Source organism: Pseudomonas sp. EA_35y_Pfl2_R111 (assembly GCF_963970955.1).
GTDB lineage: Bacteria > Pseudomonadota > Gammaproteobacteria > Pseudomonadales > Pseudomonadaceae > Aquipseudomonas.
Map to the genome: position 1 here is coordinate 478,689 of NZ_CAXAOM010000001.1, position 21,519 is coordinate 500,207.

The 21,519-nt window shown below is 60.7% G+C and carries 20 protein-coding genes; 11 read left to right on the top strand and 9 right to left on the bottom strand.

From position 1 onward, the window contains the following. Positions 1-108: 108 nt before the first annotated feature. Together AACY25_RS02485 and bfr are read left to right on the top strand one after the other, a co-directional pair. Entirely contained in the window at positions 109-327 is a 219-nt protein-coding gene (locus AACY25_RS02485) for a bacterioferritin-associated ferredoxin (RefSeq protein ID WP_090387562.1), read from the top strand. Between the two features lie 270 nt (positions 328-597). Then, positions 598-1,068, top strand: coding sequence for a bacterioferritin (gene bfr, locus AACY25_RS02490; protein ID WP_339409985.1), 471 nt, complete (start codon positions 598-600; stop codon positions 1,066-1,068). Positions 1,069-1,281: 213 nt separating this feature from the next. Here bfr and grxD read toward each other — a convergent pair whose 3' ends face one another. Both grxD and AACY25_RS02500 read right to left on the bottom strand, forming a co-directional pair. Beyond that, on the bottom strand, positions 1,282-1,608 hold the full coding sequence (grxD, locus tag AACY25_RS02495; protein ID WP_090248284.1) for a Grx4 family monothiol glutaredoxin: 327 nt from the start codon (positions 1,606-1,608) through the stop codon (positions 1,282-1,284). 117 nt (positions 1,609-1,725) lie between these two features. After that, entirely contained in the window at positions 1,726-3,834 is a 2,109-nt protein-coding gene (locus AACY25_RS02500; protein ID WP_339522322.1) for a molybdopterin oxidoreductase family protein, read from the bottom strand. A 308-nt stretch (positions 3,835-4,142) separates the two neighbouring features. On the opposite strand from AACY25_RS02500, the gene argF reads away from it, so the two are divergent. Next, the gene (gene argF / locus AACY25_RS02505) at positions 4,143-5,063 is read left to right on the top strand and encodes an ornithine carbamoyltransferase (protein ID WP_339522323.1); all 921 of its coding nucleotides are present in this window, start codon (positions 4,143-4,145) and stop codon (positions 5,061-5,063) included. Then, the gene (locus tag AACY25_RS02510) at positions 5,060-6,166 is read left to right on the top strand and encodes an ABC transporter ATP-binding protein (protein WP_339522324.1); all 1,107 of its coding nucleotides are present in this window, start codon (positions 5,060-5,062) and stop codon (positions 6,164-6,166) included. Before argF ends, AACY25_RS02510 begins: the two co-directional genes overlap by 4 nt. Before the next feature lie 286 nt (positions 6,167-6,452). On the opposite strand, the gene AACY25_RS02515 is transcribed toward AACY25_RS02510, so the two are convergent. Beyond that, a complete protein-coding gene (locus AACY25_RS02515; protein WP_339522326.1) occupies positions 6,453-7,253 on the bottom strand; it encodes a PhzF family phenazine biosynthesis protein in 801 nt (266 codons plus the stop codon). 340 nt (positions 7,254-7,593) lie between these two features. On the opposite strand from AACY25_RS02515, the gene AACY25_RS02520 reads away from it, so the two are divergent. Together AACY25_RS02520 and AACY25_RS02525 are read left to right on the top strand one after the other, a co-directional pair. Then, complete coding sequence (locus AACY25_RS02520) at positions 7,594-8,823, top strand: alginate export family protein (RefSeq protein ID WP_445262106.1); 1,230 nt, start codon at positions 7,594-7,596, stop codon at positions 8,821-8,823. A gap of 69 nt (positions 8,824-8,892) precedes the next feature. Continuing rightward, positions 8,893-9,675 (top strand): type IV pili methyl-accepting chemotaxis transducer N-terminal domain-containing protein, encoded by a 783-nt coding sequence (locus AACY25_RS02525; protein WP_339522328.1) that lies wholly within the window; start codon positions 8,893-8,895, stop codon positions 9,673-9,675. 95 nt (positions 9,676-9,770) lie between these two features. Here the strand turns inward: AACY25_RS02525 and glpK are convergent, their stop codons facing one another. Both glpK and ybaK read right to left on the bottom strand, forming a co-directional pair. After that, positions 9,771-11,258, bottom strand: coding sequence for a glycerol kinase GlpK (gene glpK, locus AACY25_RS02530; RefSeq protein ID WP_339522330.1), 1,488 nt, complete (start codon positions 11,256-11,258; stop codon positions 9,771-9,773). 39 nt (positions 11,259-11,297) lie between these two features. Next, entirely contained in the window at positions 11,298-11,768 is a 471-nt protein-coding gene (gene ybaK, locus AACY25_RS02535; RefSeq protein WP_339522332.1) for a Cys-tRNA(Pro) deacylase, read from the bottom strand. A 97-nt stretch (positions 11,769-11,865) separates the two neighbouring features. Between ybaK and AACY25_RS02540 the strand changes: the two genes are divergently transcribed. Next, complete coding sequence (locus AACY25_RS02540; RefSeq protein ID WP_339522333.1) at positions 11,866-12,624, top strand: DeoR family transcriptional regulator; 759 nt, start codon at positions 11,866-11,868, stop codon at positions 12,622-12,624. 165 nt (positions 12,625-12,789) lie between these two features. Continuing rightward, the gene (gene glpD / locus AACY25_RS02545) at positions 12,790-14,331 is read left to right on the top strand and encodes a glycerol-3-phosphate dehydrogenase (RefSeq protein ID WP_339522334.1); all 1,542 of its coding nucleotides are present in this window, start codon (positions 12,790-12,792) and stop codon (positions 14,329-14,331) included. 156 nt (positions 14,332-14,487) lie between these two features. Here glpD and ccoM read toward each other — a convergent pair whose 3' ends face one another. The 4 genes from ccoM to AACY25_RS02565 form a co-directional block, all read right to left on the bottom strand. Further along, positions 14,488-14,604, bottom strand: coding sequence for a cytochrome c oxidase subunit CcoM (gene ccoM / locus AACY25_RS02550; protein ID WP_275941110.1), 117 nt, complete (start codon positions 14,602-14,604; stop codon positions 14,488-14,490). 153 nt (positions 14,605-14,757) lie between these two features. Further along, entirely contained in the window at positions 14,758-14,919 is a 162-nt protein-coding gene (locus AACY25_RS02555) for a hypothetical protein (RefSeq protein WP_090248299.1), read from the bottom strand. Beyond that, positions 14,916-15,518, bottom strand: coding sequence for an alpha-ketoglutarate-dependent dioxygenase AlkB family protein (locus tag AACY25_RS02560; RefSeq protein WP_339523799.1), 603 nt, complete (start codon positions 15,516-15,518; stop codon positions 14,916-14,918). The genes AACY25_RS02555 and AACY25_RS02560 overlap by 4 nt, the downstream gene beginning before the upstream one ends. Before the next feature lie 11 nt (positions 15,519-15,529). Further along, positions 15,530-15,829, bottom strand: coding sequence for an aspartate-semialdehyde dehydrogenase (locus AACY25_RS02565; RefSeq protein WP_339410001.1), 300 nt, complete (start codon positions 15,827-15,829; stop codon positions 15,530-15,532). Between the two features lie 173 nt (positions 15,830-16,002). Here AACY25_RS02565 and rapA point away from each other — a divergent pair, with 173 nt between their 5' ends. The 3 genes from rapA to AACY25_RS02580 all read left to right on the top strand — a co-directional run bounded on the left by rapA (position 16,003) and on the right by AACY25_RS02580 (position 21,501). After that, the gene (gene rapA, locus AACY25_RS02570) at positions 16,003-18,846 is read left to right on the top strand and encodes an RNA polymerase-associated protein RapA (RefSeq protein WP_339522335.1); all 2,844 of its coding nucleotides are present in this window, start codon (positions 16,003-16,005) and stop codon (positions 18,844-18,846) included. Positions 18,847-19,157: 311 nt separating this feature from the next. Beyond that, positions 19,158-21,005: an adenylate/guanylate cyclase domain-containing protein gene (locus tag AACY25_RS02575; RefSeq protein WP_339522336.1), complete on the top strand. Its 1,848-nt coding sequence runs from the start codon at positions 19,158-19,160 to the stop codon at positions 21,003-21,005. Then, positions 20,998-21,501, top strand: a complete 504-nt coding sequence (locus AACY25_RS02580) for an SH3 domain-containing protein (RefSeq protein ID WP_339522338.1) — start codon at positions 20,998-21,000, stop codon at positions 21,499-21,501. Before AACY25_RS02575 ends, AACY25_RS02580 begins: the two co-directional genes overlap by 8 nt. Positions 21,502-21,519: the final 18 nt, after the last annotated feature.

A 21,519-nucleotide genomic window follows, 5' to 3' on the forward strand; every position in this document is an offset into this window, starting at 1 on the left:
GCACCGCCCGTCAGGCAATTCTTAATCAGTAGCACGCAGCTTTGACAAGCATTCTCATTAACATTAGTATCCTTCGCATTAGCCACTGCCCTGCCACGAGCCTTAATCATGTACGTGTGTCTCTGCGAAGGTGTTACTGACGGTCAGATCCGCGAAGCCATCTACGAAGGCTGCTGCAGCTACCGTGATGTGCGCGCCACCCTCGGCGTCGCCAGCCAATGCGGCAAATGCGCCTGCCTGGCCAAGCAAGTGGTACGCGACACCTTGAGCGAAGTGCAAAGCAGCCAGGCCGCCATGGCCTATCCGGCGAACTTTGTTGCCGCCTGAATCTAGCGATATAAAAAACCGGACCTAGTGTCCGGTTTTTTTATGGTCAACCATCCATGGCGGCCACCCTGCGGGCCATCGCTACGCAACGTTAAAAACCTCTCCCGGGCATTTTTTATGTCTGAAATTCAATACCTTAGCGCCAAAGCGCAGAACTTAAGCATTCGTATTCATATTAATTTTAACTTTAAATTCAAATACTTAGGTTTGACAGTCGAAAACCATCGGCCCAGAATTTAATGCTAACTCCCCTGCAAGGCAGACGCAGACATGAAAGGCGACAAGAAGGTCATCCAGCATCTGAACAAGATCCTCGGTAACGAGCTGGTCGCGATCAACCAGTACTTCCTACACGCCCGCATGTATGAAGACTGGGGTCTGAAGAAGCTCGGTGAGCACGAGTACCACGAGTCGATCGACGAGATGAAGCATGCGGATAAGCTAATCAAGCGCATCCTCTTCCTCGAAGGCCTGCCCAACCTGCAAGATCTCGGCAAGATCCTGATCGGGGAAAACACCCAAGAAATGCTTGAGTGCGATCTAAAGATCGAACACAAGGCACATATCGACCTGAAGGCAGCGATTGCCTACTGCGAAAGCATCGGTGACTACGCCAGCCGCGAACTGCTCGAAGAAATCCTCTGTTCCGAAGAAGACCACATCGACTGGCTGGAAACCCAGCTCAGCCTGATCCAGGCCGTGGGTCTGCAGAACTATCTGCAGTCGCAGATGGACGAATAAGAACCTGCTTACGATCAGCTACGCGTCGGCCCTGCGGCGTTAAAAACAGACTAGGAATGCTCATGTACAAAAGTACACTCCGCTTCCTCGCCTGTTTTTGCTTTGCAGGACTCTAGCTCGCAAGATCGCCAACAGGTTCTGCCGCGCAAAACACCGCGCCATAAACAACAAACCCCGCTCTTGGCGGGGTTTGTTGTTTATGGCGCGGCCGAATTAAGCGCTGGCTTTCTGCACGGCATCCTTGATCAGGGTCTGCAGCTCACCCTTATCAAACATTTCCGCGAGGATGTCGCTGCCGCCGACCAGTTCACCGCCCACCCACAGCTGTGGGAAGGTTGGCCAGTTGGCGTACTTCGGTAGGTTGGCGCGGATTTCTGGGTTTTGCAGGATGTCGACGTAGGCGAATTTCTCGCCACAGGCCATCACAACCTGCGCAGCTTTGGAGGAAAAGCCGCACTGTGGAGCGTTCGGCGAGCCTTTCATGTACAGCAGAACGGTGTTATTGCCGATCTGTTCTTTGATAGTTTCGATGATATCCATTGGGCACCTCAGGACTTAACTTCCCGACTCACGGGTCGGCACGGTGGCGGCATTGTAACGAAAAGCCGAGCGTGATGCTCGGCCTTCCCTGCCACTTCCGTCGCTTGCACGGCTCTATTAGGCAGCCTCGACCTCAACAGGCACCCCATTGAGCGCCGCATTGCCCGACAGACTGTCGAGCTGACGCTCATCGGTCAGATCATTGGCACTGGCGCCTGGCTGCTCGCTGGCGATGCTCATTTGCACGCCAGGCCGCGCATGTCCCCAACCATGCGGCAGGCTAACCACGCCAGCCATCATGTCTTCACTAGCGGCCACCTCTACCTCAATAACTCCGACCCGCGAACGCACACGCACCAACTGGCCATCTGTGAGTCCGCGCTGGCTCAGATCCGCCGGATGCATCAACAGCTGATGACGCGGCTTGCCCTTAACCAGGCGGTGATAGTTGTGCATCCAGGAGTTATTGCTGCGCACGTGGCGCCGGCCAATCAGCAGCAACTCATCAGCCCTGGCGGTAGGTTGCGAGGCAAAGCGCTGCAGGTCGGCCATGATCACCGCCGGCGCAGCCTGAATCTGTTTGTTGGCAGTTTTCAGGCGGCTCGCCAAATTGGGTTTGAGTGCGCCGAGGTCGAGCCCATGCGGATGCTCGCGCAGCGCCGCCAACGACAGCTTATGTTCCGACTTGTCGCCGTAAGTACCAATGCGCAGACCCATATCGATCATCTGCTCAGGTGCCATGGTCGGCTTGAGTTCTACGCCGGTCTTGTCTGCAAAGGCCTTGGCCAGGCCGACGAAAATTTCCCAGTCATGCAGCGCACCGGCAGGCTTGGCCAGCACCGCCTCATTAAAGCGGGTGACATTACGCACCGCGAACATATTAAAGGTGGTGTCGTAATGATCGTGTTCCAGCGGCCCTGTCGGCGGCAGGATCAGGTCGGCATAGCGGGTGGTTTCATTGATGTAGAAGTCGATGCTGAGCATAAACTCCAGGCCATCCAGGGCCTGCTCCAGCTGCCGGCCATTGGGCGTGGACAGCACCGGATTGCCAGCGACCGTAACCAGCGCACGCACCTGCCCTTCGCCCTCGCTGAGCATTTCCTCGGCCAGGGCCGACACCGGCAATTCGCCGCCGTACTCCGGCAAGCCGGATACGCGACTCTGCCAGCGATTGAAATGTCCACCCGAAGTCGAGGCCACCAAGTCCACGGCCGGTTCGGTGCAGAGCACGCCGCCGACGCGATCGAGGTTGCCGGTGACCAGATTAATCAGCTGCACCAGCCACTGACACAGCGTGCCGAAGGCCTGGGTCGACACACCCATGCGGCCATAGCACACCGCCGATTCGGCAGCGGCAAAGTCCCGCGCCAACTGGCGAATCGTATGCGCCGGTACGCCACAGCGGGCGCTCATTGATTCGACAGTAAAACCGGCAATCGCCTGACGCACTTCATCCAGTCCGTCGACCGCCAGGTGACTGGCGCGTCCGAGATTTTCTTCAAGCAAGGTGTTGAGCAGGCCGAACAGCAGCGCAGCATCCTGACCAGGGCGGACGAAGACATGTTGGTCGGCAATCGCCGCTGTCTCGCTACGGCGTGGGTCGACCACCACCAGTTTGCCGCCGCGTTTCTGAATGGCCTTCAGGCGTTTCTCCACGTCCGGCACAGTCATGATGCTGCCGTTGGACGCCAGTGGGTTGCCGCCAAGGATCAGCATAAAGTCGGTGTGGTCGATGTCCGGAATCGGGATCAGTAGGCCATGGCCGTACATCAGGTGGCTGGTCAGGTGATGCGGCAGCTGGTCGACCGAGGTAGCGGAATAGCGGTTGCGGGTTTTCAGCTGGCCGAGGAAGTAGTTGCTGTGGGTCATCAGGCCGTAGTTGTGCACGCTCGGGTTGCCCTGATACACCGCCACGGCATTTTGCCCATGCCGCGTCTGGATCGTGCTCAGGCGCTCGGCCACCAGTTCGAAGGCTTTATCCCAGTCGATGGCCTGCCACTCATTGCCGACGCGGTGCATGGGCTGACGCAGGCGATCAGGGTCACTCTGAATATCCTGCAATGCCACTGCCTTAGGGCAAATATGGCCACGACTGAAACTGTCCTGGGCATCGCCCTTGATCGAGCGGATCTGCGTGGAACCGTCGTCCTGCACTTCGGTTTCAATGGTCAGGCCACAGATGGCTTCGCAAAGATGGCATGCACGATGATGGAGGGTCTTGGTCATGGCCGGGCCTCTTGTTTTGATTCGATGCTCCAAGCACCGTAAAGCATGACTATGGCGGCAGTTCGGAGACTGCACCAGCAGGGTTCGCTACGTGAATTGCGCGGCATCAGGTCAGCGGATATAGGGTTATTGCCCCCGCTCGGCGCATCTCGGTACGGCAGGCAGTTTGCGCCTGATCGGCGTTTGCTTATAAGATCGCGACTTCCCCGTTTCGTCGCATAGTGCGGCCCCCCAGCCGTAGGTTCTGCCGTTTCTTCTATTTAACTAGGCCATTGAACCTGCGCCCTGCTGTCAAAAGGTAGTTAACGATGAGCGCAAGACACTTTCTCTCGCTGATGGATTGCACACCGGACGAACTGGTGAGCCTGATCCGCCGCGGCATGGAGCTGAAGGACTTGCGCAACCGCGGCGTGCTGTTCGAGCCGCTGAAGAATCGCGTGCTGGGCATGATCTTCGAGAAGGCCTCGACCCGCACCCGCCTGTCGTTCGAAGCTGGCATGATTCAACTCGGCGGCCAGGCCATCTTCCTCTCGCCGCGTGATACCCAGCTGGGCCGTGGCGAGCCGATTGGCGACGCTGCAATCGTTATGTCGCGCATGCTCGATGCGGTAATGATCCGCACCTTCGCCCACAGCACCCTGACCGAATTTGCCGCCAACTCGCGCGTGCCCGTGATCAACGGCCTGTCCGATGACCTGCATCCCTGCCAATTGCTCGCCGATATGCAGACCTATCAGGAGCTGCGAGGCAGCATCAAGGGCAAGACCGTGGCCTGGATCGGCGACGGCAACAACATGTGCAACTCCTATATAGAAGCGGCCATGCAGTTCGACTTCCAGCTGCGTGTGGCTTGCCCCGAGGGCTACGAGCCGAACGCCAAGTTCCTCGCGGCTGCTGGCGAACGGGTACAGATCCTCCGCGACCCGCGCGCCGCCGCTGTTGGCGCCCATCTGGTAAGCACTGATGTATGGGCGTCCATGGGTCAGGAAGACGAAGCCGCCGAACGCCTCAAGCTGTTCCAACCCTACCAGGTCAACCGCGCGTTGCTCGATGCCGCGGCAGAAGACGTGCTATTCCTGCACTGCCTACCGGCCCACCGCGGCGAGGAAATCAGTGAGGACCTGCTCGACGACCCACGCTCGGCAGCCTGGGATCAAGCGGAAAACCGCCTGCATGCGCAGAAGGCGCTGCTCGAATTTCTGGTTGAACCGGCGTACCACCACGCATGAGCCAACCCCTGCTGAACCTGCGTGAACTGAGCTGTGGCTACCCCGGACACAAGGTGGTGCAGAACCTCAACCTGCACCTCAATGCAGGCGATATCGGCTGCCTGCTCGGTCCTTCTGGCTGCGGCAAGACCACAACACTTCGCGCGATTGCCGGCTTCGAGCCAGTGCTGGAAGGCGAGATTCAGCTAGCCGATCAGGTTATCTCCAAGGCCGGCTTTACCCTGGCCCCGGAGAAACGCCGGATTGGCATGGTGTTCCAGGATTACGCGCTGTTCCCGCACCTGAGCGTGGCGGAGAACATTGGCTTCGGCATCCGCAAACAAGCCAACTGCGAGCGAGTTACCCAGGAGTTGATGGAGCTGGTCAAACTCGGCCATCTGGGCAAACGCTACCCACACGAGCTGTCCGGCGGCCAACAGCAGCGCGTGGCCCTGGCCCGTGCACTGGCGCCGGAGCCGCAACTGCTGCTACTCGACGAGCCGTTTTCCAACCTCGATGGCGAGCTGCGCCGGCGCTTGAGCCATGAGGTACGCGACATCCTCAAGGCACGCGGCACCAGCGCGATTTTGGTGACCCATGACCAGGAAGAAGCCTTCGCCGTCAGTGATCACGTCGGCGTGTTCAAGGAAGGCAAGCTGGAGCAGTGGGACACCCCGTTCAACCTCTACCACGAACCGTTAACGCCGTTTGTCGCGAGTTTTATCGGTCAGGGCTACTTTATTCGCGGCCAGCTGCTCAGCCCGGATTCAGTGCAGACCGAACTGGGCCTGATTCGTGGCAACCGCGCCTACACCTGGCCAACGGGCAGCGCGGTGGATGTACTGCTGCGCCCGGACGATATCGTCTATGACCCGGACAGCACACAAAAGGCGCTGATCGTCGGCAAGACCTTCCTCGGTGCCGCCACCCTGTATCGCCTGCAACTACCGACCGGCAGCCAGCTGGAATCGATCTTCCCCAGCCATGCCGACCACCTGCCCGGTCAGCAGGTCGGTATTCGCGTTGCCGCCGACCATCTGGTGGTATTCCCCGCGCCGGGCAGCATCGCCGCGCAGGTCAATCTGGGGGAGTCGGGAGTACGCCGCTACAGCAGCGACAGCTAAAACCTCTTCACAATCTGCTGCGCGTCGGCCCTGCTGCGTTAAAAACAGGCTCGGCAAGCCGCTTGCGGCTAACGCGCTTAAGCGCGGCCCGAAGGGCGAGTGAAACGAGTAATGCTCATGTACAAAAGTACACTCAGCTTGATTCGCTGCGCTCACCCTGCGGGTCAGCCGTTGGCTGTTACTCTGCTGCGCTACGTTTCTCGCCTGCTTGACCAGCCGAAGGCTGTTACTAACGTAGCGCCTTGCATGGCTCTAGCTCGCTAGATCGTGAACAGGTTTTAAGCGGCTATGGCAAAAATAGCCGGCCACTGGCAATCAACAGCGCCTGACCGGCAATCTTTACCCGCTCACCAATAAGCTCGCAGTGCAACTCACCGCCGCGTGCCGAACACTGGAAAGCACTCAGCCGGGACTTGTCCAAGCGCTGCGCCCAGTACGGCGTAAGCATGCAGTGGCTCGAGCCCGTCACCGGGTCTTCATTGATGCCGATAGAGGGGGCAAAGTAACGCGAGACGAAGTCATGCTGATCACCAGGCGCGCTGATCAGCAAGCCCAGCCCCGGCAACTTGGCCACGGCTGCCAGATCAGGTTGATAAGCCCGCACCGCCGCCTCATTCGGCAAAATTGCCAGCAGCTCCTGAATCCTCTGCCCTTCATACAACGCCAACACGCTTTCTACCGGCAGACCCAAAGTCAGTTCAACCTCTGCCTGTAAGTCGCACGGCTGCGCCTGGCGCACAGGGAAGTCCAGCACCAGTTGGCTACCTGCACGGCTGACCCGTAGCGCGCCAGACAAACAGGTGAAATCAATCACCTCACCCGGCTCGTCATAAACTTCGAACAGCACATGCGCACTGGCCAACGTGGCATGCCCGCACAGCGGCACCTCCGCCGCAGGGGTAAACCAGCGGATATGCCAGCTTGCGCCTTCCCGTATCAAAAACGCGGTTTCCGCCAGGTTGTGCTCGGCGGCAATCTGTTGCATCAGCGCATCGTCAAGCCAGCTATCCAGGCGATAAACCATCGCCGGATTGCCGGTAAATGGCTGCGTAGCAAAAGCATCTACCTGGTGAAATTCAAGCTGCATGGGACGACGCTCCTTATCTGTGATGGCGTAGAGCATGCCGCAGCACGGCAACGTGCGCCTACTACAGCGGCCGACGATTGCGCCAGTACAGCTGCACCGTCTGAATGCGCGCCGGGCAGCGACGGTGCACAGGTTAATCGCCAAAGGTTCTTAAAAATTCACTAATACTTCACATATCAGCAGCTTATAAATCCTGGCACGCCGCCTGCTATGACCCACCCCGGTCAGCACAACGGCGTGTCTGCCACTCAACCGACAACGACGTCACAGCACCCTCTCCTTTCGAGACATGGGCACTGTGGCGTTTTTTTTTGCGTTTTTGGCTTACAGGAAGACCGCTATGCGCATGATTAAACTGTCCCTGCTGTCGCTGGCCATTGCCGGCACCACCCTCAGTCACGCCGCCCTCGCCGACGAGGACTTCAGCAACCTGTTCAGCGAGGCCAAGCCGATTCTCGACGCGCGCTACCGCTATGAGCATGTCGATCAGGACAACGCCCTCAAGCACGCCAACGCGCAAACCCTGCGCACCCGCGTCGGCGTGCAGAGCGGCAAGTGGTACGGCCTGTCGGCGCTGATCGAGGCCGACAACGTCAGCCGCATCGGCGATGCCAGCTACAACACCACGCGCAATGGTCAGGGTGACTACTCAGTGGTTGCCGACCCGGACGGCAGTGAGGTCAACCAGGCCCTGCTGCGCTATGACCATCAATACGGCAGTGCGGTACTCGGTCGCCAGCGCATCAACCTGGACAACCAGCGCTTCGTTGGCGGCGTAGCCTGGCGGCAGAACGAGCAGACCTACGACGGCGTGCTCGGCCAACTCAAGCCCCTGGACGGACTGACGCTGACCTATGCCTATATCGACAACATCAACAGCATCTTCGGCCCCGGCGACAATCGCTTCGATACCGCCGCCAACCCGGCCAATATCGAAGGCCACAGCCACCTGCTCAATGCCCAATATGTGCTGATGCCGGAGCTGACCGCCACCGCCTACCAGTATCGCCTCGGTCTGGACAATCTGGCCGCCGGCAGCCAGTCGAGCAAAACCACCGGCCTGCGTCTCAATGGTGCCATCGCTGGCATCAGCTACGTGCTGGAATATGCGCAGCAAAACGAATACGCGGACAACCCGCTGGACCTCGACAGCGATTACTACCTGGCCGAACTTGGTTACAGCCTCAAGGGCGTGGCACTGAAAGCCGGCTACGAAGTACTCGGCGGTGATTCTGGCCTGGGCAACCGAGCGTTCCAGACGCCACTGGCGACCAAGCACGCGTTCCAGGGCTGGGCCGATATCTTCCTGCTGACACCGGCCGCAGGTGTCGAGGATGCTTATGTAGGCCTGACCGTACCGTTACTGGGTGGCACCCTGCAGGCCTGGTACCACGACTTTCGTGCCGAGGAAGGCAGCAGCCAGTACGGTGAGGAAATCGATGTTTCCTACGCCCACCCGATTCCTGGCGTGAAGGGCCTGGTTGGGCTGGTCAAATACGCCAGCTACGACGCCGACGACTTTGCCGTCGACACCGACAAGCTCTGGGTACAGCTGCAATACAGCTACTGACAGCCGCGCCCCCCCCCCGATCTACTAATGGACGCGCGGCGCTGGCGCCGCGCGTTTGTGGAGAGCCCTATGAATAGTCGTCTTATCGTTCCCCTGATCCTGCTCTGCAGCCTGCTCAGCCCAACAGCCTGGGCCACCATTAACGCGGCCGAAGCGATGAACCTGTCAGGCATGCAGCGCATGCTCAGCCAGCGTATTGCCAAGAGCTACCTGATGCTGGGGGCCGGGATTCGTCCTGAACAAGCCGAACAACAACTCGACCAAAGCATCGCTAAATTCGAAAGCAACTACCTGGCCCTGAGCGAATACGCCCCCACCGCAGAAATCCGCCGCGCCCTGCAAACGGCCGGCACAACCTGGCAGCGTTACCGCGAACTGGCGTTGTCGCGTCCCGACAAGCAACAGGCGCTGTTGGTACTGGAACTCAGTGATCAGTTGCTGGGCCACAGCGAACAGGTGGTGCAACTATTTGAACGCCACAGCGGTGGCGGCAACGCGGTGCTGGTCAACCGCAGCGGTCGCCAACGCATGCTCAGCCAACGTATCGCCAAGCTGTACCTGGCCATCAGCTGGCGCTTGCCGGTCGAGGGCCTGCAGCAGAGCTTCGAGCAAGCAGTCGGCGAGTTTGAAGTGACCCTGCAAGAGCTGCAGCAGGCCAGCCAGAACACCGCCCAAATCAGCAAGGGCCTGACACAGGCCGAAGCGCAATGGCGCTTTACCCGCGCAGGTTTCAATCTGGCTAGCGATTCACGCTACGTGCCGACAGTAATCGCCACCACGACCGAGACCCTGCTGTGGCAGATGAACGAGCTGACCAGTCAGTATGAAGGGGTAATGCTGGCGGGCTCATGAGCCCTACAGGAGCCCGCTTGCGGTGGTCCGGCAATGCGGGCGAGCGCTTGAAGCGACAAGACCGCCAGCAAACGCGCACCTGGAGCGCGTTAACCTCAGCCCTCGCTGCGCACCCGTTTCACCGCATCCAGCCAACCGTCATAGAGTTTGCTGCGGTGGTTACCTGCCATGCGTGGATCGAAGCGCTGCTGACGGTGCCAATGCCGAGCGATGCTTGCCAGATCCTTATAAATACCGGCATGCAATCCGGCCAGATAAGCCACACCTAGCGCCGTGGTTTCAGTAACTTCCGGGCGCTCCACCGGCACCCCGAGGATGTCCGCAAGAAATTGCATAACCCAGTTGTTTTCCACCATGCCGCCATCCACCCGCAGTGCGCTGGGCTCGGCCGCGCCGTCCTGGCGCATGGCTTCGAGTAGGTCGCGGGTCTGGTAGCACACCGACTGCAGGCCGGCGGTGACGATTTCCTTGATCCCGGTGTCGCGGGTCAGGCCGAAGATTGCGCCGCGGGCTTTCGGGTCCCAATACGGCGCCCCCAGGCCGGTAAACGCCGGAACCAGATACACGCCACAGGCATCACCGGTCTGCTCGGCCATGGCCTCGGTATCGCGGGCATGGTTGATCAGCTTGATGCCATCGCGCAGCCACTGCACAGCAGCGCCGGCGACAAAGATGCTGCCCTCAACCGCATAAGTGACCTTGCCGTTAAGACGATAGCCAACGGTGGTCAGCAAGCGGTTTTTCGAGGTGACCGGCGTACTACCGGTGTTCTGGATCATGAAGCAGCCCGTGCCGTAGGTGCTCTTGACCATGCCCGGTTCAAAGCAGGCCTGGCCAATCAGCGCGGCCTGCTGATCACCGGCCATACCGAACACAGGAATGGGCGCACCGAGCAGATTGGCTTCGGTGATACCGAAATCAGCGGCGCAATCGAGCACCTCCGGCAACAGACTGGCGGGAATCTCGAACAGTTTGAGCAACTCCTCATCCCACTGCTGGGTGTGGATGTTGAACAGCAGTGTGCGCGAGGCGTTGCTGGCATCGGTCTTGTGTGACTTGCCACCGGTCAAACGCCACAGCAGGAAGGAGTCCACGGTGCCAAACCGTAGCTCGCCGCGTTCGGCGCGCTCGCGGGCGCCAGGCACCTTTTGCAAAATCCAGCGCAGTTTGGTTGCCGAGAAATACGGATCGATCAACAGCCCTGTCTTGGCCGCCACCGCAGCCTCATGCCCGGCTTCTTTCAACTCGGCGCAGTAATCGGCGGTGCGGCGGTCCTGCCAGACAATCGCCGGGTGAATCGGCGCACCGGTCTGCGCATCCCACACCAGAGTCGTTTCACGCTGATTGGTAATGCCGATAGCGGCCACATCACTGGCATTCAAGCCGCTCTGTTTGAGCGCTTCGCGGCAGACCTTCAGGGTGCTCAGCCACAGCTCTTCGCCATCATGCTCAACCCATCCGTCCTGAGGGAAATACTGCTTGAACTCCTGCTGCGCGCGCGCGATGGGCAAGCCCTGAGCACTGAAGACAATTGCCCGGCTGCTGGTAGTGCCTTGGTCGATGGCAAGCAGGTAATGAGACATGCAGATTTCCTTGTTCTTATAAGTTGAAAAATTGGACGACTAGCCGCGTCCGATGGGCGCAAACAACGCCTGCGTCAGCTGCGCCAGCACAGCGGCCTCCAGCTGCACTTCCAGCCCGCGCCGCCCGGCGCTGACGTAGACACTGGCAAACTGCTGCGCAGACTCATCAATAAAAGTGCGCAAACGCTTCTTCTGCCCCAGCGGGCTGATACCACCAAGCAGGTATCCGGTAGCCCGTTGCGCTGCAGCGGGGTCGGCCATATCGGCTTTTTTTACCCCGGCGGCGTGAGCCAGGGCTTTCAGATCCAGCGTGCCGGCTACAGGCACTACCGCTACCAGCAGCTCGCCCTTTTCGCTGGCAGCCAGCAGAGTCTTGAACACCTGAGCAGGTTCAAGGTTGAGCTTTTCCGCAGCCTCCAGACCATAGGAAGCCGCCTTCGGATCGTGGTGATAACTGTGCACTTGGTGCGCAGCTTTGGCTTTTTTCAGCAGATCGATGGCAGGCGTCATGTTCGAATGTGAAAACAATCTGACAAAGTTGGCGTACCTTAGCCTCAATTTGGCTGCGACGACAGCCTATAATGTCGCGCACTTTAAAGGACTGACCATGACCCTGCCTCCCCGCCAACACGACATTCTCGAACTTGCCCGCGAACGCGGCTATGTCAGCATCGACGAGTTGGCCCAGGCGTTTGCCGTCACCCCGCAAACCATTCGCCGCGACATCAACCAACTCGCCGAACAGGGCCTGCTGCGCCGCACCCACGGCGGCGCAGCGAGCGAAAGCTCCAGTACGCAGAACACCGCCTACAGCATGCGTGCCGGGCAGATGCGCGATGAAAAGCAGCGCATCGCCGCCGCCATCGCCGCGCAGATCCCCAACAACGCCTCGCTCTTCATCAACATCGGCACCACCACCGAAGCCATTGCCCGCGAACTCCTCGGCCACAAGGGCCTGAAGATCATCACCAACAACCTGCATGTGGCCGCCCAGCTCAGTGCCAAGGCAGACTTCGAAGTACTGCTGGCTGGCGGCACAGTGCGCAGCGACGGTGGCGTGGTCGGTCAGGCGGCAGTGGATTTTATCCAGCAGTTCAAGGTCGACTTCGCCCTGGTCGGCATCAGCGGCATCGATGAAGACGGCAGCCTGCTCGACTTCGATTACCAGGAAGTACGGGTCTCCCAGGCCATCATCAGCAATGCGCGCCAGGTATTTCTGGCCGTCGACTCCAGCAAGTTCGGCCGCAATGCAGTGGTACGCTTGGGCTCAGTGGCCTTGGTTGACCGAGTATTCACCGATGCCGCGCCCTCCGCGGCAATCAATCGCCTACTGGCAGAGCACAAGGTCGAGCTCGACCTGGTGTAGGCCCGCCAACATCGGCCTAGCACCTGCTTAACCGATATCCCTCTACCGAACCCTCACAACCGCTGAGCGCGAAAGCGCATTGCGGGGTGGCAAAGCCATGCGTATTCGACTAGCATGCTTTCGAAAGTGAACATTTAAAGTTCAATACTGACTTTCGGTGCTGCCATGACTACTCGCCCCGCCAGCAATACGCCACTCGCTGAAGTCTATGATCTTGCCGTCATTGGTGGCGGCATCAATGGTGTCGGGATTGCCGCCGATGCGGCAGGGCGCGGCCTGTCCGTGTTCCTTTGCGAAAAGGACGACCTGGCGCAGCACACCTCATCAGCCAGCAGCAAACTGATCCACGGTGGCCTGCGCTACCTGGAGCACTACGAGTTTCGCCTGGTGCGTGAGGCGCTGGCCGAGCGCGAAGTGCTACTTACTAAAGCCCCGCATATCGTCAAACCTATGCGCTTTATCCTGCCGCACCGCCCGCATCTGCGGCCGGCCTGGATGATCCGCGCCGGACTGTTTCTCTATGACCACTTGGGCAAGCGCGAGAAGCTGGCCGGTTCACGCGGCCTGCGTTTCGGCGCCGGCAGCCCGCTGCAAGCCGAGATCAGCCGCGGTTTCGAATACTCCGATTGCTGGGTCGATGACGCCCGCCTGGTGGTACTCAATGCCATGGCTGCCCGCGAGCAAGGCGCACACGTGCACAGCCGCACCCGCTGCGTCAGCGCGCGGCGCAGCAAAGGCCTGTGGCATATCCATCTGGAGCGCAGTGACGGCAGCCTGTTCTCGATTCGCGCCCGCGCCCTGGTCAACGCCGCCGGCCCTTGGGTGGCGCGCTTTATTCGCGAAGACCTGAAGCAGGAATCGCCCTACGGCATCCGCCTGATCCAGGGTAGCCATATCGTTGTGCCGCGCCTGTTCGACGGCGAGCAGGCCTACATCCTGCAAAACGAAGACCGCCGCATCGTCTTCGCCATACCCTATCAAGAGCGCTTCACCCTGATCGGCACCACGGACCGTGAATACCAAGGCGACCCAGCCAAGGTGGCGATCAGTGAGGAAGAAACCGACTACCTGCTGAATGTGGTCAACGCCCACTTCAAGAAGCAGATTCACCGCAGCGATATCCTTCACACCTACGCGGGTGTGCGGCCGCTGTGCGATGACGAGTCGGACGACCCCTCGGCGGTAACCCGCGACTACACCCTGTCATTGTCTGGTCACCCTGGCGAAGCGCCGCTACTTTCGGTGTTCGGCGGCAAGCTCACGACCTACCGCAAGCTCGCCGAATCCGCGCTGGCGCAACTGGCGCCCTTCTTTCCCAAGATGGGCCCCAGCTGGACCGCCAGCAGCCTGCTGCCCGGCGCCGAGCAGCTGGACAGCCAAAGCACGCTGGTGGAGGCGCTGTGCGCCCGCTTTGGCTGGCTGCCCACCTCGCTGGCGCGGCGCTGGGCCAGCACCTACGGCAGCCGCAGCTGGGTGATGCTCAAAGGCGTCAGCAACCTCAGCGACCTTGGCGAACACTTGGGTGGAGGCCTATACACCCGTGAAGTCGACTACCTGTGCCAGGAAGAATGGGCCATGCAGGCAGACGATATTCTCTGGCGCCGCAGCAAGCTCGGCCTGTTCACCACCCCGGCGCAGCAAGCCAAACTCGACAGCTACCTGCGCATCCAATCACCGCGCAGCCCGGAAGATGCTCACGCGGCGTGAGCGTCAACACCATATAAATCGCAGCCATAAAAAATGATCGGGAATCATTTTTAACGTCGCGCAGCGACGGCCCGCAGGGTGGCCGCCATGGATGGCAGGCCATAAAAAAGGGCGACCTAAGTCGCCCAAATTGCCTTGCGTGCCCCTACTGCAGATTCACCCCTGCTTGCGCTTGTGCGAATCCTGCCAGATGAAATAACCGACACCGGCGAAGAAGGCGACCATCAGACCGACGGTGCCGATACCGGCGAGAACTACGACATCGATAAACATGGTTGCCTCCTGCGTGAAGCCTGTGTGGGTATGGCTTCAAATTAACAGGGGCTGCACAAGCGCTATTGATCCAGATCAACAAGCGGCGGGCACTGGCAGGATGAAGCTGTACTTAGCTGATCCAGATCAATAAATCGGCTTGTGGCAGAGCGGCTATGGCTTTTTCGGTTTGCCCTTGGGCTTTTTCTTGCCCTTGGGCAGCGGCAGGGCCTGCTCGAAGGCATCACGCATTTCATTGAGTTTCTTGTCGCGCAGGTCATGGATGCGCTTGTCGCGCTCGGCGGCGAAATCAATCAGCTTGTCGTCTTTGCTCATGGTCTCGGCTTGATCAAACGAAAGGTCAGGTTCAAACGTGGCGCACAGGCGCTGCGCGTCTTCGCCACTTGATGCTGCCAATAATGCTGGGTTGGCCCGCGCATGACCAGCAGCGAACCATGTTGCAGCGGCAACGAGTGCTCAATACGGCTCCGGCCTTTACGGCGCAGATCGAAGCGGCGAGTGCCTCCCAGGTTCAGCGAGGCGACCAGCGGATTGGGGCCCAATTCGGCTTCATCGTCGCTGTGCCAGCCCATGGAATCCAGGCCATCCCGGTAGTAGTTGAGCAACGCGCCATTCAGCGGCTGCCCCACCGCCTGCTCCACCTGCGCACGAATCAGGGCCAGCAGTGGCGTCCAGGGCAGCGGCTGATGGGTTTGCCCAGAGTAGCGGTAACTGGCCTCGGCATCGCCATACCAAGCCACTAGACGCGGCACAGGCAACTGCCGCCCGTAGATCTGCACCTGCGGCTGCTGCCAGGGCGTTTGCGCGCTCAACTCGGCTAGCCAGTGGTCGGCGGTCGCTAAATCCAGCCACTGCGCATGCAGCTGCAAGTCAGCGTTGGGCAGCTGCAATGGGCTGTCGGCAAATAGATCCATGGATAAATCACTCAAACTTCCACATCCACCCACAGCCCCTGGCGCGGCAGCTCACTGATCACGGCCTCATCAGCCTCGGCCACTTCGCCTTCGGCCAGCTCTTCTGGGCTGTAGCCATGGCGACGTTGACGCCGACGCTGCTCCTCGCGCAGCAGCGCCTCGGCTTCCTGCGGGTGGCGTTTGTCCAGGCTTACGCCACTTTCCTTGGCACTTTCGGCCGTGGCGGTAACTGGAGGGATCTCCGGACGCGGCTTGACCACGTCCTGCTGAACGGTCACCGGAACCAGACTGTGAGGAATCGGCGGCAGCATCTATTAGCCCTCCTTTGGTCAGACTGTCGGCCAGCCAAGCCACGACTTGAGCCCCGTCTCGCTACACTTTCGAGCTACCTAACCACACAAAGTGCCCGATGCGCAGCAATGCGCCTTGGGCCTGAGCGCAGGGTTCCGTTAACATAGTCGGCTTTTTCACGCGGGAGACAAGCATGGCGCAGTATGAACCGGGGCAACGCTGGATCAGTGACAGCGAAGCGGAGCTGGGGCTGGGAACCGTTCTGATGCAGGACGGCCGCATGCTCACCGTGCTCTACCCGGCCACCGGCGAAACCCGCCAGTACGCCCTGCGCAATGCGCCGTTGACCCGCGTACGCTTTTCGCCGGGCGATGAAATCACCCATTTCGAAGGCTGGAAACTGACCGTGCAGGAAGTCGACGATGTCGACGGCTTGCTGATCTATCACGGCCTCAATGCGCAGCACGAAAGTGTCACCCTGCCGGAAACCCAGCTGTCGAACTTTATCCAGTTCCGTCTGGCCAGTGATCGCCTATTTGCAGGTCAGATCGATCCGCTGCCCTGGTTCGCCCTGCGCTACCACACTCTCGACTACACCAGCCGCCAGTTGCAGTCCAACCTCTGGGGCCTTGGCGGCGTGCGTGCGCAGCCTATTGCGCACCAGCTGCATATCGCTCGCGAAGTCGCCGACCGCATCGCCCCGCGCGTATTACTGGCCGACGAAGTGGGCCTGGGCAAAACCATCGAAGCCGGCCTGGTGATCCATCGCCAACTGCTCTCCGGGCGCGCCAATCGTGTGCTGATCCTGGTACCAGAGAACCTGCAGCACCAGTGGCTGGTAGAAATGCGCCGGCGCTTCAACCTGGATGTCGCGCTGTTCGACGAAGAGCGCTTTATCGAAAGCGATGCCAGCAACCCGTTCGAAGACTGCCAGCTGGCCCTGGTCGCCCTGGAATGGCTGTGCGACGACGAAAAGGCCCAGGATGCGCTGTTTGCCGCCGGCTGGGACCTGCTGGTGGTCGACGAAGCGCATCACTTGGTCTGGCATCCGGAGCACGCCAGCCGCGAGTACGCGCTGGTTGAACAACTGGCCGAAGTGATTCCCGGTGTGCTGCTTCTCACCGCCACCCCGGAACAGCTTGGCCAGGACAGCCACTTCGCCCGCCTGCGCCTGCTCGACCCGAACCGCTTTCATGACCTGGCCGCCTTCCGCGCCGAAAGCGAGCACTACAAGCCGATTGCCGAGGCCGTACAGGAGCTGCTAGATAAAGGCCGCCTGTCCGATGCTGCGCACAAAACCATTCACGACTTCCTCGGCGCTGGCGGTGAAGAGCTGCTAAGCGCCGTCAACAGCGGCGACGGCGAAGCCTCGGCGCGTCTGGTGCGTGAGCTGCTGGATCGTCACGGTACTGGTCGCCTGCTGTTCCGTAACACCCGCGCCGCCGTGCAGGGTTTCCCGGATCGCGAGCTGCACCCCTACCCGCTGGCCAGCCCCGATGAATATATGGAGCTGCCGATTGGCGAGCACGCTGACCTGTATCCAGAAGTCAGCTACCAGGCGCAGCCGGATGTCGATGAAGAGCAGCGCTGGTGGAAATTCGACCCGCGCGTCGAGTGGCTGATCGACACCCTGAAGATGCTAAAGAAGTTCAAGGTGCTGGTGATCTGCGCCCACGCCGAAACCGCCATGGACCTGGAAGACGCCCTGCGTGTGCGCAAAGGCATCCCGGCCACGGTGTTCCATGAAGGTATGAGCATCCTTGAGCGCGACCGCGCGGCGGCCTACTTCGCCGACGAAGAGTTTGGCGCCCAGGTGCTGATCTGCTCGGAAATCGGCTCGGAAGGTCGTAACTTCCAGTTTGCCCACCATCTGGTGCTGTTCGATCTGCCGGCCCACCCGGACCTGCTTGAACAGCGTATCGGCCGCCTCGACCGTATCGGTCAGAAGCACCGTATCCAGCTGCACGTGCCGTACCTGGAAAACAGCCCGCAGGAACGCCTGTTCCAGTGGTACCACCAGGCGCTGAATGCCTTCCTCGCCACCTGCCCAACCGGCAACGCCCTGCAGCACCAGTTCGGCAGCCGCCTGCTGCCGCTGCTAGAAAGCGGCGATGACGGCGAATGGCAGTCCCTGGTCGACGAAGCCAAGACCGAGCGCCTGCGCTTGGAAGGTGAACTGCACGCCGGCCGTGACCGCTTGCTGGAACTCAACTCCGGCGGTGCCGGCGAAGGCGAAGCGCTGGTCGAGGCGATTCTTGAGCAGGACGACCAGTTCGCCTTGCCAATTTATATGGAGCAGCTGTTCGACGCCTTCGGCATCGACAGCGAAGACCATTCCGACAACGCCCTGATCCTGCGTCCCAGCGAAAAGATGCTGGATGCCAGCTTCCCGCTGGGTGACGACGAAGGCGTGACCATCACCTACGACCGCGACCTCGCACTGGTGCGCGAGGACATGCAATTTCTCACCTGGGAACACCCCATGGTGCAAGGCGGCATGGACCTAGTGCGCTCCGGCTCGATGGGCAACACCGGCGTTGCGCTGATCAAGAATAAGGCGCTGAAACCTGGCACCGTGTTGCTGGAACTGCTGTATGTCAGCGAAGTGGTGGCACCACGCGCGTTGCAGCTGGGCCGCTACCTGCCACCGATCGCCCTGCGCTGCCTGCTCGATGCCAACGGTAACGACCTGGCCGCCAAGGTCTCGTTCGAGAAGCTCAACGAGCAGCTGGAAACCGTACCGCGTGCCAGCGCCAACAAGTTCGTCCAGGCCCAGCGTGACAGCCTCAACCCGCTGATCAACGCCGGCGAAGGCAAGGTCGCCGAACGCCACACGGCGCGCGTCGACGAGGCCAAGCGGCGTCTGGCTGCCGAAACCGACGAAGAACTGGCCCGCCTGATCGCCCTGCAAGCGGTCAACCCAAGTGTGCGTGACAGCGAACTCAACGCCCTGCGCCAGCAGCGCGAACAAGGCCTGGCCATGCTCGACAAGGCGGCGTTGCGACTCGAGGCCATTCGCGTACTGGTTGCGGGCTAAAAGGCTGCTGCGCGTCGGCCCTGCGGCGTTAAAAACAGGCTCGGCAAGCCACTTGTGGCTAACGCGCTTTAGCGCGGCCCGAAGGGCGAGTGAAACGAGTAATGCTCATGTACAACAGTACACTCGCGCGCGAGCCCAGTCCGCTTCCTTGCCTGTTTTGACCAGCCGGAGGCTGTTACTAACGTAGCGCCTTGCAGGGCTCTAGCTCGCAAGCCTTTGAACAGGCTCTGCCGCGTCTACCTGAGTAACTGCCTGCGGGCTGCTAGAGTCAGAAGCAATACGCCTGTCACTCCAGCCCACAGGAGCTCCCCGTGCCTGCACGCGCCACCTCGCGCCGGTTTCGCCACAGTCTCGGCGGGCTCTGCCTGCTGGCGCTGCTCCTGCTTCCTTTGTTGCATCTGTGGCCCGCGCTAAACGGGCTGAACAATGCTCACCTCGACTGGCTGATCCGCCAACGCGCAGCGGAACAGACGCCTGACCCACGTCTATTACTGATTGATATCGATGACCTGAGCCTGCAAGTGCTGGCCGGTGAAGCCGGTAAATGGCCGTGGCCGCGCTCGCTGCATGGCGAACTGCTGGAATACCTGCTCAGCCAACAGCCCAAGGCTGTGGCCTTCGACATCCTGTTCAGCGAACCCGACCAGTTCAACCCGGACGCCGACAGCTACTTTGCCGAAGTGCTGCAACGCAGCGCCAACACCTACCTCGCCGCCCTGGTTCAGCAAACAGAAAAAGGCAGCCAGCCGCCACTGCTGCGCGACTATCCCGCAACCACCTGGCAAGCGCCCGGGCAACGCGGTGCGGAGGATCAACGCGGCCTACTGCTGTTGCCCAACGCCTTCCCCAGCGAACTCTGGCGTCTGGGCAGCATCAACTTTCGCCCCGACAGTGACGGTATCGGCCGGCGCTATGAGCTGTACCGCAGCTTTGCCGACTGGCGCCTGCCCAGCCTGCCTGCGCGCATCGTGCATGACCTTACCGGCAGCTTGCCGCAGCAACAGAACCTGCTGCTGGACTGGCCCGGCACCAGCCGCCTGCCCTACCCGCGCCTGCCCTACGCCGCCGTACTGGCAGCAGCGCGCAATCAGGGTGAGCCGCTGGCAGCCGAGCAGTTCAAGGACCGCATTATCGTGATCGGTACCACAGCGGCCGGCCTGCACGACCTGCGCCCGACCCCGCTGGATACCCTTTATCCCGCACCGTTTATCCTGATGACCGCCATCGATAACCTGCTCAACAACAACCAGTTGCACGAAGCAGAGAGTTGGCTGGAGTTGCTCGGCCCACTGCTGCTATTGCTCGGCCTGAGCGTTCTGCTGCTACGTGAGCAGTTACCAGCAGCCTTTGCCCTGTGTCTGCTCGGCAGCCTGGCGCTGTTTGCCGGCAGCTATTGGCTGGCCTTACAGGGCCTGCTGCTCGGCGTTCTACCTGGGCTGATCTGCCTGTGGTTGTTACTTGCTGCGGCGCTGGCACTGTTCTACCTGCGCCGACGCCAGCAATTGCAGAACACCATTCGCCTGTTCAGCCGCTTTATGGACCCCGTGGTAGTCAACCAGCTGGTCGCCCGCGATGACCCGGAAGCGTTGCTGGCGAGCAAGGAATGCCAGCTGACCGTGCTGTTTTCCGATATCCGCAGCTTTACCACCCTCTCCGAGCAGCACACGCCAACAGAAATCGTGCACCTGCTCGAAGGCTATTTCAGCAGCCAGGTCGAGGTGCTGTTCAAGCACCAGGCGACACTCGACAAGTTTATCGGCGACGCCATCATGGCCTTCTGGGGCGCGCCACTGGACAACCCGCAGCAGGCCGACCAAGCCATACTCGCCGCCATGGAAATGCTGGAGAATCTCGACGCCTTTCGCCGCGACTACAACTGCCCGGACTTCGACATAGGCATCGGCCTGCACACAGGACCAGCGGTCGTCGGCCTAGTCGGCGCAAAACAGCGCTATGACTACACTGCAATAGGCGACACGGTGAACCTGGCCAGCCGCATCGAAGGGCTGACCAAGGGCCGCGCCCATCTGCTAATTTCTGCCACCACCCGTGAGGCCTGTACCCTCGATCTGGACTTCGTGCCTCAGGGCGAACACCAGGTAAAAGGTCGCGCCGAAGCCGTAATGCTCTACGAACCGCGAAGGAGACATGATGAATAAAGGCCTCTGCAGTGCCCTTGCGGCGCTGGTATTCAGCTTCTACGGCTTTTCTGCGCTGGCCGAGGTACGCCTGGCGCATACCCTGCAAGACAGCGCCCTGCGCGCCGAGCCCAACGCCTCGGCTGCCAATGTGGGTCAGGTCGGCAAACAGACGCAGGTCGGGGTGCTGGAGCGCCAGGGCGGTTGGTACCAAGTGCAAACATCCAGCGGCCAACGCGGTTGGTTGCCACTGCTTAGCCTGCGCTTTGCCAAGGACACGCAAGCCAGCCGCAGCAATGACCTGGGCAGCCTACTCAAACTCGGCAATCAAGCCTCTCCCGCCAGCGGCGTAGCCACCGGTATTCGTGGCATCAGTGACGAAGAATTGCGCAGCGGCAGTGCCAACACTTCGGCCAGCGTGCAAAGCCTGGATGCCTTCGCCGCCAGCCCGAGCGAGGCGCGCAGCTTCGCTCAACAAGGCGGTCTGCGCAGCCAGAACCTGCCCTACGCCCGCTAACACGCCGCAAGGAGAGTG

What these genes read in the sequence shown, in the direction of transcription:
- AACY25_RS02485 (WP_090387562.1), top strand. Translation starts at nt 109, where the DNA reads ATGTACGTGTGTCTCTGCGAAGGTGTTACTGACGGTCAGATCCGCGAA.
- bfr (WP_339409985.1), top strand. Translation starts at nt 598, where the DNA reads ATGAAAGGCGACAAGAAGGTCATCCAGCATCTGAACAAGATCCTCGGT.
- grxD (WP_090248284.1), bottom strand. Translation starts at nt 1,608, where the DNA reads ATGGATATCATCGAAACTATCAAAGAACAGATCGGCAATAACACCGTT.
- AACY25_RS02500 (WP_339522322.1), bottom strand. Translation starts at nt 3,834, where the DNA reads ATGACCAAGACCCTCCATCATCGTGCATGCCATCTTTGCGAAGCCATC.
- argF (WP_339522323.1), top strand. Translation starts at nt 4,143, where the DNA reads ATGAGCGCAAGACACTTTCTCTCGCTGATGGATTGCACACCGGACGAA.
- AACY25_RS02510 (WP_339522324.1), top strand. Translation starts at nt 5,060, where the DNA reads ATGAGCCAACCCCTGCTGAACCTGCGTGAACTGAGCTGTGGCTACCCC.
- AACY25_RS02515 (WP_339522326.1), bottom strand. Translation starts at nt 7,253, where the DNA reads ATGCAGCTTGAATTTCACCAGGTAGATGCTTTTGCTACGCAGCCATTT.
- AACY25_RS02520 (WP_445262106.1), top strand. Translation starts at nt 7,594, where the DNA reads ATGCGCATGATTAAACTGTCCCTGCTGTCGCTGGCCATTGCCGGCACC.
- AACY25_RS02525 (WP_339522328.1), top strand. Translation starts at nt 8,893, where the DNA reads ATGAATAGTCGTCTTATCGTTCCCCTGATCCTGCTCTGCAGCCTGCTC.
- glpK (WP_339522330.1), bottom strand. Translation starts at nt 11,258, where the DNA reads ATGTCTCATTACCTGCTTGCCATCGACCAAGGCACTACCAGCAGCCGG.
- ybaK (WP_339522332.1), bottom strand. Translation starts at nt 11,768, where the DNA reads ATGACGCCTGCCATCGATCTGCTGAAAAAAGCCAAAGCTGCGCACCAA.
- AACY25_RS02540 (WP_339522333.1), top strand. Translation starts at nt 11,866, where the DNA reads ATGACCCTGCCTCCCCGCCAACACGACATTCTCGAACTTGCCCGCGAA.
- glpD (WP_339522334.1), top strand. Translation starts at nt 12,790, where the DNA reads ATGACTACTCGCCCCGCCAGCAATACGCCACTCGCTGAAGTCTATGAT.
- ccoM (WP_275941110.1), bottom strand. Translation starts at nt 14,604, where the DNA reads ATGTTTATCGATGTCGTAGTTCTCGCCGGTATCGGCACCGTCGGTCTG.
- AACY25_RS02555 (WP_090248299.1), bottom strand. Translation starts at nt 14,919, where the DNA reads ATGAGCAAAGACGACAAGCTGATTGATTTCGCCGCCGAGCGCGACAAG.
- AACY25_RS02560 (WP_339523799.1), bottom strand. Translation starts at nt 15,518, where the DNA reads ATGGATCTATTTGCCGACAGCCCATTGCAGCTGCCCAACGCTGACTTG.
- AACY25_RS02565 (WP_339410001.1), bottom strand. Translation starts at nt 15,829, where the DNA reads ATGCTGCCGCCGATTCCTCACAGTCTGGTTCCGGTGACCGTTCAGCAG.
- rapA (WP_339522335.1), top strand. Translation starts at nt 16,003, where the DNA reads ATGGCGCAGTATGAACCGGGGCAACGCTGGATCAGTGACAGCGAAGCG.
- AACY25_RS02580 (WP_339522338.1), top strand. Translation starts at nt 20,998, where the DNA reads ATGAATAAAGGCCTCTGCAGTGCCCTTGCGGCGCTGGTATTCAGCTTC.